Below are 13,021 nucleotides of genomic sequence, written 5' to 3' on the forward strand. Positions count from 1 at the left end.
GTATCGCATAACCCGCCGGGACCCGTTGGCCGCACCACACTCGCCACGACCCGCAGAACTCCATGTGAGTCGATTATGCGACTTTTCAAGACACCACGCTCGCGTGAACACATATAAAGAAAAGCCGGAAAAACCCTGAAAATGGGATTCCCGCAACGGCCCGGCGCCTGTCTCAAAATTTTCTTGACACTCGAATTAAGAGCCTCAACAATCAAGCTGGCACTTTTTTCAACCAGCCATTAATTCCGAAAAAAATGCCGAAGGTGAGCTTGTGAGGAGGGGACGGCTGCAGCCGCGGTCGTTAAGCTTTTCGAGCGTGCTCGTGGTAGGAACATGAGTTACAGGGGAAGTAGGTATGTCAACTGGTACGGTCAAATGGTTCAATGACGCGAAAGGTTTCGGATTCATTACGCCCGACGAAGGCGGTGAGGATCTGTTTGCACACTTTTCGGCCATCCAGATGAATGGGTTCAAGACCCTCAAGGAAGGTCAGAAGGTGAGCTTTGAGGTCGTGCAAGGCCCCAAAGGCAAGCAGGCATCGAACATCCAGGCTGCCGCCTGAGTCTGTTCGATTCCCGTACCCTCGGAAACCCGGCCTCGTGCCGGGTTTCTTCGTTTTGGGGTCCTGCGGGAGCGGTCAATGCGCCGCTCAAACGACGCGCAGCGTGCCCATCATGCCCAGATCCTCATGCTCGAGGATGTGGCAATGGAACATGCGCTCGCCCGCCATGTGCTGCACGGTCGCGATGCGCACTGTTTCTTCGGGCTGCACGTTCACGGTGTCGCGCCATGCCCGATAAGGCTCCGGCGTCGTCACGCCGCCGCTTTGCCGTTCGATTATCTGAAACTGCGTGCCGTGCAAATGGAACGGATGATCCATGTCGGTGCGGTTTTCGATCGACCAGATTTCCACTTCGTCGCGACGGCTCGTCAGCGTGACGCGCGCCGGGTCGAAGGTCGATCCATTGATCATGAACGTCATTCCCGCCGGCATGCCGTGCGCGGACGCGCCCGGGCGGTGCATCGCGGACATATCCATCTTTTCGGAAAAGACGACCGATTTTCGTACCGTCGATGCGACGAGTGGTGCGATCGCGGCGAGCTTCGCCGGTAGCGCACGCGGCGCCGGCGCATCTTTCTCCGACGGCTCGAAACTGACGTCGGCCAGCGCGCGGGCGGGATCGGCGGGCAGACTATCGCCCTCCGACATCGACATCTTGCGGCGGTCGTATACCGCGGCGCTCAGCACGGCCTGCCGCGAGCCCGCACCCGCCCGCACGATCAGTTCCGCGCGTTCGCCAGGTGCGAGCAACAGCTCGGTCAACCCGTCGCGCGGCGCTTCCAGCAAGCCGCCGTCGGTGCCGACCTGAACGAACGACACGTCGCCCAGCGACAGTTTCAGGTACCGCGCATTGCAGCCGTTCCAGACGCGCCAGCGTTCGTCGTTGGTCACGACGATGCGCGGACGGCGCGCGCCGTTCACCAGCACGAACTGCCCTTCGCGGCCGTTCATCCAGTCCATCATGTCGTTGGGCGGGATCGAGCCGTCGCTCGCGAGCCGCAGATCCGAGAAGAACAGATGACGCTCCGGCCACGCCGCGAGCGGATCGGCGGGTGCACGCACGACGATCGGGCCGGCCAGCCCGCGAAACACCTGCTCCGCCGACATCATGTGCGGATGCGGGTGATACCAGTACGTGCCTGCGCTGCCTGCCGGCAGCGTGAAACGATAGACGCGGGTCGCGCCCGGCGCGACGGGATCGGCGGGATTGCCGTCCTGATCGGGCGGCACCGGCAGACCGTGCCAGTGGATCGTCGACGGTTGGGCGAGCCGGTTGACGAAGCGGATCTCGACCGTGTCGCCTTCGCGTACGTCGATCAGCGGGCCGACCACCGGGCCCTGCGATGCGTTGGCCGCCGGTAGCACGCCGCCGCTCATCGCGTCGTACTGCCAGAAAGTGGTCAGCTTGCCGGCCAGCATCTCGCGCTGCACCGGGTGCGCCACCAGAGTCGCGCGAAACACGCCGGGCTCGCGGCTCTCGTTGGCGAGCGCGCGCAATGCGGCGAGCGGGCGGCCGGCTGGCAGTGCGTCGGTGGGAGCGAGTGTCGTGGTTGCATGTGTCGCTGCGCCTGGATGTGGCGACATGCCGGGCATGCTCCCCATCCCTTCCATGCCCTTCATATCCTGCATGCCGGACATATCGTGCATGTCATGCGCGGCGTTCTGCGCGAACGCACCGCGCGCCACCAGCGACGCCACGGCCGCGCTCAACGTGCGAACCAGAAATTCTCTGCGGATCATCGATCGATTCCTCGTTACTTGCGCGCGACGGCAGCGTGTTCAGCGGCTTCGCGCGCATTCGTTTTCAGGGTCGGCGGCATGAGTGCCTGCCTGACCAGTGTGTTCGATGGAGACATTGTGCCGCTCGCTCCGCATAAAAACCGGGCGTCGCGACCAGCGATCAGGCGATCGGCGGCCGCAGCAGCGGCGCGTAGGAGACGCCGACGCGATGAGGATCGGCAAGCGGAAGCGGCAACGTAGCGGTGGGCGTCCACGGCTCGAAACGCAGCGCTGCGAAGAGTGCGCCGCAGTGCGCGCCGCACATCGTCGTGCAGCATTGTCCATGACCGTGTGTGCAATGCATGCCGGCACAGTGCGCCGCTTCGCCGGCTACGACCTGCGAATGCTCGATACCGGCGATGCGATGGACGACGACATGATCGTCTCCAGCGATCGACATGTGTGCCGACGCACCCTGCATGAACAGCAGGACGGCGCACAGCACGATGAGGACACGCGACGACAAAGACATGCGAGGACGCAGACAAAGGTGTGCGGGAATCATACCGCACCGCGTCTCGACGCATTGCCCACGCATGCTTTCATCCAGCACGGATGTAGAACAAGAAACACTCTCAACATGTGCGTGACCCCGAACGCAATCAGTACCCCGATACAAAATCTCACACTTTCTTTCGCGCCATATTCCATCTGCCTTTCCATCGACCCGATAGAGAAACGAAAGCCCCGCTTCATCAAACGTTTGCATTGCGCATGCAGATTGCGACCCCGGGTATGAGCAGTCCAATGCAGAACGACGAGGTCAACGATGAAAAAAATCAGGTGGTGGTCTGGAGTCAGTGCAGTTGTCGGGGCGAGCGCCCTGACGTTCGTCAGTGTGGCCGCAACAGCGCAGGATCACGGTCGCGGTAGCGACGTGAAGCATGTATTGCTGATCAGCGTGGACGGTCTTCACGAGCAGGATGTCGCGCGTTGTGTCGCAGCGAATACCTGTCCGAATCTCGCGTTGCTCGCCAAAGCGGGGGTGACGTACACCAATGCGTACACACCGGGTCTGTCGGATTCGTTCCCCGGTCTTGCCGCGCTGCTAACGGGCGGTTCGCCGAAGAGCGCCGGGCTGTTCTACGACGTCACGTATGACCGTACGTTTTACGCGCCTTCGGATACAGCGTGCTCGGGCAAGCAGGGCTGGAATGTCGTGTTCGATGAAACAGCAGGTATCGATGCAGAGAACGGCGGTCCGCTGATCCACCTCGACGGTGGCGGCGCTTTCAATCCCCAGGCCATCCCGCATGCGTTGATCAACGGTCGCTGTACGCCGGTTTATCCGCACAACTACGTGAAGACGAACACGGTGTTCGAAGTCGTCAAGGAGCACATTCACGGGTCGCGCACGGCGTGGGCCGACAAGCACGCGTGGGGTTACGACTGGGTGAACGGCCCGTCGGGTCGCGGCGTCGACGATCTCGCGCGCACCGAGATCAACTCGATCGATCCGGCTACGAACACGAACTACCTCGACAGCTATACGCACACCGAGAAGTTCGATAACTATCACGTGCAAGTGCTGATCAACGAGATCGACGGCAAGGATTCGACTGGCGCAAGTAACGCGACCATTCCGACCTTGTTCGGCACGAACTTCCAGACGCTGAGCGTCGCGGAGAAAGCGACGGTGGCCTCGGGCGGCGGGTACCTCGATGCGGACTTCACACCGGGCGTCGAAGTGGCCGGCGCGATTGGTTATGTCGACGAAGCGCTTGGCCGGGTCGTGTCGGAACTCAAACAGCGCAACCTGTACAACTCGACGGTCGTTATCGTGACGGCGAAGCATGGCCAGTCGCCGACCGATCATACGAAGCTCGTGAAGAACGGCGACACGCTGACGAAGCTGCTCGAGGCGAACAACTATCTCGATCCGAACGGCAACTTCGGCCAGAACAACACGAAGACCGGCAATCTGAACGACGGCTCGGGTCTCGTCGACACCGGCTTCGTGCAGACCGATGACGTCGGACTCATCTGGTTGCGCGATCAGAGCCAGTTGAATGCGGTTGTCACGTCGCTGAAGGCCAACCTCGCATGCAATGCGCCTGGCATCTGTGCAGATGGCCCGCAGGCTTACATCCTGACTGGCGCGCGTCTGTCGAAGTGGTTCGGCGATCCCGCACAAGGCCGTACGCCCGACATCATCGTGCAGCCGAATCCCGGCGTCATCTATACGTCGAGCAAGGCGAAGGATGAAGAGCACGGCGGCAACGCACCGGACGACAGCCACCTCGCGCTCGTCGTATCGTTCGCGCGCTTCCACGGCGGTCGCACCGAGAAGGCCCGGGTTCAGACTACCCAGGTTGCGCCGACTATCGTGCAGTTGCTCGGTCTCGAACCGACTCTGCTGAATGCGGTTGTAGCGGAAGGTACGCAGGTCTTGCCGGGGCTTGGCGTCGGGCATTGAGAGAGCGGGACGGCGTGAAACTAGTCGTCCCCGAATCAAAAAATGAAAAACCCCGACAGCACATTGTGCTTGCCGGGGTTCGCCGGATCGCTCCGGATCAAGCTAACCGCGCTTACATGTTCTCGATCAACACCTGACCAAAGCCCGAGCACGACACCTGCGTCGCGCCTTCCATCAGACGCGCGAAGTCATACGTGACACGCTTTTGCAGAATCGACTTTTCCATCGACTTGATGATGACGTCTGCCGCTTCGGTCCAGCCGAGGTGACGCAGCATCATTTCCGCCGACAGAATTTCCGAACCCGGGTTCACATAGTCCTTGCCCGCGTACTTCGGCGCCGTGCCGTGCGTCGCTTCGAACATCGCCACCGAATCCGACAGGTTCGCACCCGGCGCAATACCGATACCGCCAACCTGCGCAGCCAGTGCGTCCGAGATGTAGTCGCCGTTCAGGTTCAGCGTAGCGATCACGTCGTATTCGGCCGGACGCAGCAGGATCTGCTGCAGGAACGCGTCGGCGATCACATCCTTCACGACGATATCGCTGCCCGTCTTCGGGTTCTTGATCTTCATCCACGGGCCGCCGTCGATCAGCTCCGCACCGAATTCCTTCTGCGCGAGCTCATAGCCGTAGTCACGGAATGCACCTTCCGTGAACTTCATGATGTTGCCCTTGTGGACCAGCGTCACCGAACGGCGATCGTTGTCGATCGCGTACTGCAGCGCCTTGCGCACGAGGCGCTCGGTACCTTCGCGCGACACCGGCTTCACGCCGATCGCCGACGTTTCCGGGAAGCGGATCTTCTTCACGCCCATTTCTTCGCGGAAGAACTTGATGACCTTCTTCGCCTGTTCCGACTCGGCCTGCCATTCGATACCGGCGTAGATGTCTTCCGAGTTCTCGCGGAAGATCACCATGTTGGTCTTTTCCGGCTCACGCACCGGGGACGGCACACCCTTGAAGTACTGCACCGGGCGCAGGCAGACATACAGGTCGAGTTCCTGGCGCAGCGCCACGTTCAGCGAACGGATGCCGCCGCCAACCGGGGTCGTCAACGGACCCTTGATCGACACCACATATTCCTTCACCACGTCGAGCGTTTCTTCCGGCAGCCACACGTCCGGGCCGTACACCTTGGTCGCTTTCTCGCCGGCGAAGACTTCCATCCAGTGGATCTTCTTCTTGCCTGCGTAGGCTTTTTCGACCGCCGCGTCGACAACCTTGATCATCACCGGCGTGATGTCCTGGCCGGTACCGTCACCTTCGATGAACGGAATGATCGGCTGGTCGGAAACGTTGAGCGAGTAATCCGCGTTGACAGTGATCTTGTCACCGCCGGTCGGAACCTTGATGTGCTGATACGGCATGATCGACTCCAGTGATGGCTGTGCTGATGAAAGCTCTGTGGGGAAATGCAGACGATGGACTGCGGAACCGGGCGCTTCTCGCTGCGCGCAATGCCGGGCGCCAACAAGCGGCCAGGCCGCTATTCTAGCCCACAGGTGCGCATGCGCGCCCGCTGCAGACCATGACAATTCCCGCACGCGATGCCGCGCACGCAACACCGATTCGTCTAGGTCTTATATAAGACAAAAGACCTACCGTTTCGTATTATGCATTAATATCCCGCCATTTGCCACAGAACCCGCGCTGCGCGGGCGTCCTGCGGCACCCGATCTGCCGGACTCACGCATGCGCCTTATCGCTCTCAACAAGCCCTTTGGGACGATCTGCCAGTTTTCCCCGCACGAAACGCGGGCGTCGCTGGCGGACTGGATCACGCTGCCCGGCGTTTATCCGGCCGGCAGGCTCGACTCGGACAGCGAAGGTCTGCTGCTGCTCACCGACGACGGCGCGTTGCAGGCGCGCATCGCCGAGCCTCGGCACAAGCTGGTCAAGCGTTACTGGGCACAGGTGGAAGGCGCAGCGGATGCGGCGGCACTGGCAGCGCTCGCAAGCGGCGTCGATCTCGGCGATTACGTGACACGCCCCTGCCAGGCACAGCTCATCGAGCCGCCGGCCACATTGTGGACACGCACGCCGCCGATCCGCTATCGCGCGGCCATCCCGACCAGCTGGATCGAACTGTCGATCACCGAAGGCAAGAACCGCCAGGTACGCCGGATGACCGCCGCGGTCGGCTTCCCTACCCTGCGACTCGTGCGCGTCGGCATCGGCGCACTCGATATTTTTTCGCTCGGTCTGCAGCCCGGCGAAAGTATCGACCTGCCGACGCGTGCGCCGTGGGACGGCATTACGCGATAAAGCCCGCGGGCACCTTGCGAACGCTCGCAAAGGCATCGAGCGATTTGCCAACGCGCGCTAACTCGCGCGCTAACTCGTTGTGCCAGCACGCATTTCTGTTTTTCCACGACAACCTGGCCCGCGCGTACTGCCCTATACACAAGCGCACGAATCCACCGCGAATAAGCAATCCCGAAATTGCACGAAAGTTTTTCGTCAACCGCGTAGAGAACTCACGCGTTATTCGACGCAGATGCCGTCCGAAGCTATCCGGCATTCAGCCTTAAGGGCCTTTGCACGCGCCGCTCCAACGGTGGGTGCAGGTGGTTCGAGCGCTCGCAGTGCCCTTCGACGAAATTCTTCGATGGGTCTGTCAACCGAAAGGTGGATGGCACGTTTACCGGCATGACTCCAAGAACCGGGTCATCTGGTCAATTAACCGCAACTCATGCTGAGGATTTACAAAATGAACAAACTGATCGCTGCTCTGGTCGCTGGCCTGTTCGCAACGGCTGCTTTCGCACAAGCTTCGGCTCCGGTCGCTCCGGCTGCTGCTCCGGCTGAAGCTGCTTCGGCACCGGCAAAGAAGGCTGTTAAGAAGCACGCAGCCAAGAAGCACCACGCCAAGAAGGCAGCTTCGGAAGCCGAAGCTCCGGCAGCAGCTTCGAACTAAGCTGGTTGTAAAAACGCAGTCAAGAACTAGCAGTATTGCCGTTCTTACGGCGTTGAAAGGCAGATTGCTGAAAGGCGATCTGCCTTTTTGTTTTTGCCGCGCTCGCGTAACATGCGCGGGTTATTTTCCAGCAAGGAGTGTTGCCGTGCGATTTCCCCTGCGTCTGTCGATTGCGCGTCTTGCGATTGCGATCGCGCTGCCTCTCGCTGCCTTGTCGTCGGTCTGGTTCGCCGTTCCCGCTGCGAATAGCGCGCATGCGCAGCAGATGCCCGCGGGCGCCAAACAGCCCGGCGATTTTCCGCGCGCGAAGCTCACGGCCGGCATGTTCGTGATCGACGCCGCGGTGGCAGCCAATGACGCGGACCGCGAACAAGGCTTGATGTACCGGTCGCAGCTCGCGCCGAATGAAGGCATGCTGTTCGTCTTCAACGAGAACGCGGTGCACTGCTTCTGGATGAAGAACACGTTGATCCCGCTGTCGATCGCCTTCATGCGCGCCGACGGCACCGTCACCGACATCGACGAGATGCAGGCCGAAACAACCGACAACCATTGCCCGCGAAACAACGGGGTGTATGCGCTTGAAATGAGCAAGGGCTGGTTTGCATCGAAAGGCATCACGCCCGGCACGAAGATTCAGGGGCTGCCCGCTCCGCAATGAGGTCCGGGCGAGTTGCTCGCCCCGCCTTCGTTGAGAAATGGCCAAGCCGGCGCGCCACGAGGCGCGCCGGCTTTTTACATGGCATGTCGGCAGTCACGCCTCGATCCTGACGGCAACGCCAGGCCGCCACTGGGAAGATTCCTGCAAAAGCCTGACACAGGCGCTATGCTTGTAGTCTTTACACCGTAGTAGCACCGCAATCGCCCGGGTAGCGTAAGCTGCCCTCGACGCCTTTTTCACCGGCGCGCCCCAATCCAAGGAGATTCACGTGCCCCGCAAGACTCCCATCGAGCGTTACCGGAATATCGGTATCAGCGCTCACATCGATGCCGGCAAAACCACCACCACCGAACGCATCCTGTTCTACACCGGCGTGACTCACAAGATCGGCGAGGTTCACGACGGTGCGGCGACGATGGACTGGATGGAGCAGGAGCAGGAGCGCGGCATCACGATTACGTCGGCTGCCACGACTGCATTCTGGAAAGGCATGGCCGGCAACTATCCCGAACACCGCATCAACATCATCGACACCCCGGGCCACGTCGACTTCACGATTGAAGTGGAACGCTCGATGCGCGTGCTCGACGGTGCGTGCATGGTCTACGACTCGGTCGGCGGTGTGCAGCCGCAGTCCGAAACCGTGTGGCGTCAGGCGAACAAGTACAAGGTGCCGCGCATCGCGTTCGTCAACAAGATGGACCGCGTCGGCGCCGATTTCTTCCGCGTGCAGCGGCAGATCACCGAGCGCCTGAAGGGCACCGCCGTACCGATCCAGATTCCGGTCGGCGCGGAAGATCACTTCCAGGGCGTGGTCGACCTCGTGAAGATGAAGGCAATCGTCTGGGACGAAGAGAACCAGGGCATCAAGTTCGAGTATCTCGACATCCCGGCCGAACTCGTCGACACCGCCAACGAATGGCGTGAAAAGATGGTCGAGGCCGCTGCCGAAGCCAACGAGGAACTGCTCGACAAATACCTGCACGGCCATACGCTGACCGAAGAAGAAATCAAGTTCGGTCTGCGTACCCGCACCATCAAGAACGAGATCGTGCCGATGCTGTGCGGCAGCGCGTTCAAGAACAAGGGCGTGCAGGCGATGCTCGACGCGGTGATTGACTATCTGCCGTCGCCGGTCGACGTGCCCGCCATCATGGGTCACGACGAGGACGACAACGAAGCGGAACGTCATCCGAAAGACGACGAGCCGTTCTCCGCGCTCGCGTTCAAGATCATGACGGACCCGTTCGTCGGCCAGCTGATTTTCTTCCGCGTGTACTCAGGTGTCGTGAATTCGGGCGACACCGTCTACAACGCGATCAAGGAAAAGAAGGAACGCCTCGGCCGGATCCTGCAGATGCACGCGAACGAGCGCAAGGAAATCAAGGAAGTGTATGCGGGCGACATCGCCGCCGCCGTGGGCCTGAAAGACGCCACGACCGGCGACACGTTGTGCGATCCGAACCACGTCATCATCCTCGAAAGGATGATCTTCCCCGAGCCGGTCATTTCGCAGGCGGTCGAGCCGAAGACCAAGGTCGACCAGGAAAAGATGGGCATCGCGCTGAACCGTCTGGCTCAGGAAGACCCGTCGTTCCGCGTCGCAACGGATGAAGAGTCTGGCCAGACCATCATCTCCGGGATGGGCGAGCTGCACCTGGAAATTCTCGTCGACCGGATGAAGCGCGAGTTCGGCGTTGAAGCCACCGTCGGCAAACCGCAGGTCGCTTACCGCGAAACGATCCGCACCTCGGTCGAAGACGTCGAAGGCAAGTTCGTCAAGCAGTCGGGCGGACGCGGTCAGTACGGCCACGTGGTGCTCAAGCTCGAACCGCAGAAGCCAGGCGGCGGCTACGAATTCGTCGATGCGATCAAGGGCGGTGTCGTGCCGCGCGAGTATATTCCGGCCGTCGACAAGGGGATCCAGGAGACGCTGAAGTCCGGCGTGCTCGCGGGCTATCCGGTCGTCGACGTGAAGGCGACGCTGACCTTCGGTTCGTACCACGACGTCGACTCGAACGAAAACGCGTTTCGCATGGCTGGTTCGATGGCATTCAAGGAAGGCATGCGCCGCGCGAAGCCGGTGCTGCTCGAACCGATGATGGCCGTCGAAGTGGAAACTCCGGAAGACTTCATGGGCAACGTGATGGGCGACCTGTCGGGACGGCGCGGTATCGTCCAGGGCATGGAAGACATCGCGGGCGGCGGCGGCAAGCTCGTGCGCGCCGAAGTGCCGCTCGCGGAAATGTTCGGCTACTCGACGTCGCTGCGCTCGCTCACGCAAGGGCGCGCCACCTACACGATGGAGTTCAAGCACTACGCGGAAACGCCGACTAACGTGGCGGAAGCGATCGTCAACACGAAGCAGCGGTAAGTCACTTATCGCTGTTAGTTGGGAAGGAGCCCGTTCTGGATGAATGGGCTTTTTCTTTTTGGGCCTCCGGTTCGCGGGTACGCTCCGATCGCATCAACACAGCGGGCGCGACAGGCGCAGCAGGAAACATCGGTTACTCAATTTTGGCCGGGCAGAATACGGCGTGAATCACGGCGGTCCACGTGACGCCGGACAGACGATGGAGAGATGCAGATGACCCACCACCACGATGACCACCATAGCCACGACAGCCACGACGATCACGCCGCAGCGACGCCGAACTGGCGCGACAACGGCGTCAAGGTCATTCGCGGCGATCAGCTCGACACGAATACCGCGCAGACGCCGGGCATGAACCGGGCGGCCGCGATCAACGCCGCTCGCGTCGGTGCCCAAAAAATCTGGGCCGGCACAGTGACGATTCATCCGAATGCGAAGACCGGTGCGCATCATCACGGCGCGCTCGAGAGTGTGATCTATGTCGTGCGCGGCCATGCGCGGATGCGCTGGGGCGAACAGCTCGAGTTCACCGCCGAAGCCGGGCCCGGCGACTTCATCTTCGTGCCGCCGTTCGTGCCGCATCAGGAGATCAACGCGAGTACCGACGATCCGCTCGAATGCGTGCTCGTGCGCAGCGATAACGAAGCGGTTGTCGTCAATCTGAACATCGACGCGGTCGAAACGCCGCAGACCGTGCACTGGGTCGACCCGATCCACAAGCACCCGCACGAACACTGAGCCGCACCGCTTCGACCGGCTTCCCTTCATCTTCATCGCTCAACTGTCATGACGCCGACCGCCAGCCTGCGCCCTCGCCTCTTCATGCTCTACGCGGCGCTGATCGCCGCCAATCTGGCTGCCTGGGCATGGGCGCTGATCGCGTTTCGCCATTACCCGCTGCTGCTCGGCACGGCGCTGCTCGCCTACGGCTTCGGCCTGCGTCATGCAGTCGACGCGGATCACATCGCGGCCATCGACGCCGTCACGCGCAAACTGATGCAAACCGGCAAGCGACCGCTCGGCGTGGGCCTCGCTTTTTCCCTCGGTCATTCGACGATCGTTGTCGCCGCAACCGTCGGCATCGCGCTCACCGCACTAAAATTGCACAGCAGCTTCGATACGTTCAAGGAGATCGGCGGGACGATCGGCACGCTCGTGTCGGCTTCGTTTCTGCTGGTGCTCGCCGGCGTGAACCTCGTGATCCTGCGCGACGTGTGGCGTCGCTACCGCAACGTGCAAAACGGCAGCGAGTCCGTTGACGAACATGCGTCGAATGTCGCAGCGCCCGCAGGTCTGCTGTCGCGCGCGCTACGTCCGCTGTTCCGCCTCGTCACGAAAAGCTGGCACATGTACCCGGTCGGCGTGCTGTTCGGCCTCGGCTTCGACACGGCAACGGAAATCGGTTTGCTCGCCATCGCCGCCGCCGAAGCCGGCAAGGGCATGCCGCTTTACTCGATCCTCGTGTTCCCCGCGCTCTTCACCGCGGGCATGACGCTCGTCGACTCCACCGACAACGTCCTGATGGTTCACGCGTACGGCTGGGCGATGGACGACCCGAAGCGCAAGCTCTACTACAACGCGAGCATCACGTTCGTGTCGGCGCTGGTGGCGATCGTGATCGGCGGCATCGAGGCGCTGGGGCTGCTGTCCGACAAGCTCGGTTTCAGCGGCGGCATGTGGGACGCGATCGGCGCGGCCAACGACCAGTTCGGTCCGCTCGGCTACGGCATCGTCGCGCTCTTCACCGCGTGCTGGATCGGTTCGATACTGTTCCACCGGTGGCGCAAACCGGCGATGCCTGGGCGCTGATCCGCGCGAGTGTTGCCGCGCAGCCGTCGGGCTGTGTGTTCCATACGCGTTGTCCCCGCAAGCTCGGCGAGATCTGCGAGCAACACGACCCACCCTTCCTCGATGCCGGTGCAGACCACCGCATCCGCTGTCATATCCCGCTCGCCGACCTTCGCGCCCTGCAGGGCGACACGCACCACCACGCCTGAGCAGATGCAGCGCGCCTCAACAGGATGGCTCGCCGCGCGTTTCAGGTTCGAAACATTTTCCACTGATTTATCGCTGCCACCGCCACGGTGACTTCGCCGCTGCCATGCACGGCGCGGCTTCCCGGCCAATGGCATGGTTATCGCTAAGTAACCCGCAGGCATCCGGTTCACGCAGGACGGACATCACGACGGCGAGCAAGCTGCCATCCACCGCCCGCGCGAACCTCGCGCTATGAACGATCGCGCCATCGGGCGTATCCGTTCGTGCGCACGTTGCGGTATGCACACTGGAGCCTGGCCACGGATAAACCGC

Annotated in this window: 12 protein-coding genes; 8 read left to right on the top strand and 4 right to left on the bottom strand. The window is 61.7% G+C overall.

The genetic code is table 11. From position 1 onward, the window contains the following. Nucleotides 1–355: 355 nt before the first annotated feature. Entirely contained in the window at nucleotides 356–562 is a 207-nt protein-coding gene (gene cspD, locus M0D65_RS06470; protein WP_091011243.1) for a cold shock domain-containing protein CspD, read from the top strand. 87 nt (nucleotides 563–649) lie between these two features. Here the strand turns inward: cspD and M0D65_RS06475 are convergent, their stop codons facing one another. Further along, nucleotides 650–2,302 (bottom strand): multicopper oxidase family protein, encoded by a 1,653-nt coding sequence (locus tag M0D65_RS06475; RefSeq protein WP_266251926.1) that lies wholly within the window; start codon nucleotides 2,300–2,302, stop codon nucleotides 650–652. Nucleotides 2,303–2,462: 160 nt separating this feature from the next. Further along, the gene (locus tag M0D65_RS06480; protein ID WP_266251927.1) at nucleotides 2,463–2,813 is read right to left on the bottom strand and encodes a hypothetical protein; all 351 of its coding nucleotides are present in this window, start codon (nucleotides 2,811–2,813) and stop codon (nucleotides 2,463–2,465) included. 297 nt (nucleotides 2,814–3,110) lie between these two features. Between M0D65_RS06480 and M0D65_RS06485 the strand changes: the two genes are divergently transcribed. Further along, a complete protein-coding gene (locus M0D65_RS06485) occupies nucleotides 3,111–4,757 on the top strand; it encodes an alkaline phosphatase family protein (RefSeq protein WP_266251928.1) in 1,647 nt (548 codons plus the stop codon). A 112-nt stretch (nucleotides 4,758–4,869) separates the two neighbouring features. Here M0D65_RS06485 and icd read toward each other — a convergent pair whose 3' ends face one another. After that, a complete protein-coding gene (gene icd / locus M0D65_RS06490; protein WP_091011238.1) occupies nucleotides 4,870–6,126 on the bottom strand; it encodes an NADP-dependent isocitrate dehydrogenase in 1,257 nt (418 codons plus the stop codon). A 325-nt stretch (nucleotides 6,127–6,451) separates the two neighbouring features. Here icd and M0D65_RS06495 point away from each other — a divergent pair, with 325 nt between their 5' ends. From M0D65_RS06495 to M0D65_RS06520, 6 genes are all read left to right on the top strand, one after another. Next, the gene (locus M0D65_RS06495; protein WP_266251929.1) at nucleotides 6,452–7,024 is read left to right on the top strand and encodes a pseudouridine synthase; all 573 of its coding nucleotides are present in this window, start codon (nucleotides 6,452–6,454) and stop codon (nucleotides 7,022–7,024) included. 445 nt (nucleotides 7,025–7,469) lie between these two features. Next, the gene (locus tag M0D65_RS06500; RefSeq protein WP_091011237.1) at nucleotides 7,470–7,676 is read left to right on the top strand and encodes a hypothetical protein; all 207 of its coding nucleotides are present in this window, start codon (nucleotides 7,470–7,472) and stop codon (nucleotides 7,674–7,676) included. 145 nt (nucleotides 7,677–7,821) lie between these two features. Beyond that, a complete protein-coding gene (locus tag M0D65_RS06505) occupies nucleotides 7,822–8,337 on the top strand; it encodes a DUF192 domain-containing protein (protein ID WP_266251930.1) in 516 nt (171 codons plus the stop codon). Between the two features lie 268 nt (nucleotides 8,338–8,605). Then, on the top strand, nucleotides 8,606–10,711 hold the full coding sequence (gene fusA / locus M0D65_RS06510) for an elongation factor G (RefSeq protein WP_266251931.1): 2,106 nt from the start codon (nucleotides 8,606–8,608) through the stop codon (nucleotides 10,709–10,711). A gap of 213 nt (nucleotides 10,712–10,924) precedes the next feature. Continuing rightward, nucleotides 10,925–11,449 carry a cupin domain-containing protein gene (locus M0D65_RS06515; RefSeq protein ID WP_266251932.1) on the top strand — a complete coding sequence of 175 codons (525 nt, stop codon included), beginning with the start codon at nucleotides 10,925–10,927 and terminating at the stop codon, nucleotides 11,447–11,449. Nucleotides 11,450–11,497: 48 nt separating this feature from the next. Beyond that, nucleotides 11,498–12,520, top strand: coding sequence for a HoxN/HupN/NixA family nickel/cobalt transporter (locus M0D65_RS06520; RefSeq protein WP_091011234.1), 1,023 nt, complete (start codon nucleotides 11,498–11,500; stop codon nucleotides 12,518–12,520). On the opposite strand, the gene M0D65_RS06525 is transcribed toward M0D65_RS06520, so the two are convergent. Next, a complete protein-coding gene (locus tag M0D65_RS06525) occupies nucleotides 12,433–12,771 on the bottom strand; it encodes a hypothetical protein (protein ID WP_266252048.1) in 339 nt (112 codons plus the stop codon). The genes M0D65_RS06520 and M0D65_RS06525 overlap by 88 nt on opposite strands. Nucleotides 12,772–13,021 lie beyond the last annotated feature (250 nt).

It is taken from the genome of Paraburkholderia sp. CHISQ3 (assembly GCF_030464945.1).
GTDB classification, from domain to species: domain Bacteria; phylum Pseudomonadota; class Gammaproteobacteria; order Burkholderiales; family Burkholderiaceae; genus Paraburkholderia; species Paraburkholderia megapolitana.

Bases quoted from the DNA above. Each gene is read 5' to 3' on its own strand.
- cspD (WP_091011243.1), top strand. From the start codon at position 356: ATGTCAACTGGTACGGTCAAATGGTTCAATGACGCGAAAGGTTTCGGA.
- M0D65_RS06475 (WP_266251926.1), bottom strand. From the start codon at position 2,302: ATGATCCGCAGAGAATTTCTGGTTCGCACGTTGAGCGCGGCCGTGGCG.
- M0D65_RS06480 (WP_266251927.1), bottom strand. From the start codon at position 2,813: ATGTCTTTGTCGTCGCGTGTCCTCATCGTGCTGTGCGCCGTCCTGCTG.
- M0D65_RS06485 (WP_266251928.1), top strand. From the start codon at position 3,111: ATGAAAAAAATCAGGTGGTGGTCTGGAGTCAGTGCAGTTGTCGGGGCG.
- icd (WP_091011238.1), bottom strand. From the start codon at position 6,126: ATGCCGTATCAGCACATCAAGGTTCCGACCGGCGGTGACAAGATCACT.
- M0D65_RS06495 (WP_266251929.1), top strand. From the start codon at position 6,452: ATGCGCCTTATCGCTCTCAACAAGCCCTTTGGGACGATCTGCCAGTTT.
- M0D65_RS06500 (WP_091011237.1), top strand. From the start codon at position 7,470: ATGAACAAACTGATCGCTGCTCTGGTCGCTGGCCTGTTCGCAACGGCT.
- M0D65_RS06515 (WP_266251932.1), top strand. From the start codon at position 10,925: ATGACCCACCACCACGATGACCACCATAGCCACGACAGCCACGACGAT.
- M0D65_RS06520 (WP_091011234.1), top strand. From the start codon at position 11,498: ATGACGCCGACCGCCAGCCTGCGCCCTCGCCTCTTCATGCTCTACGCG.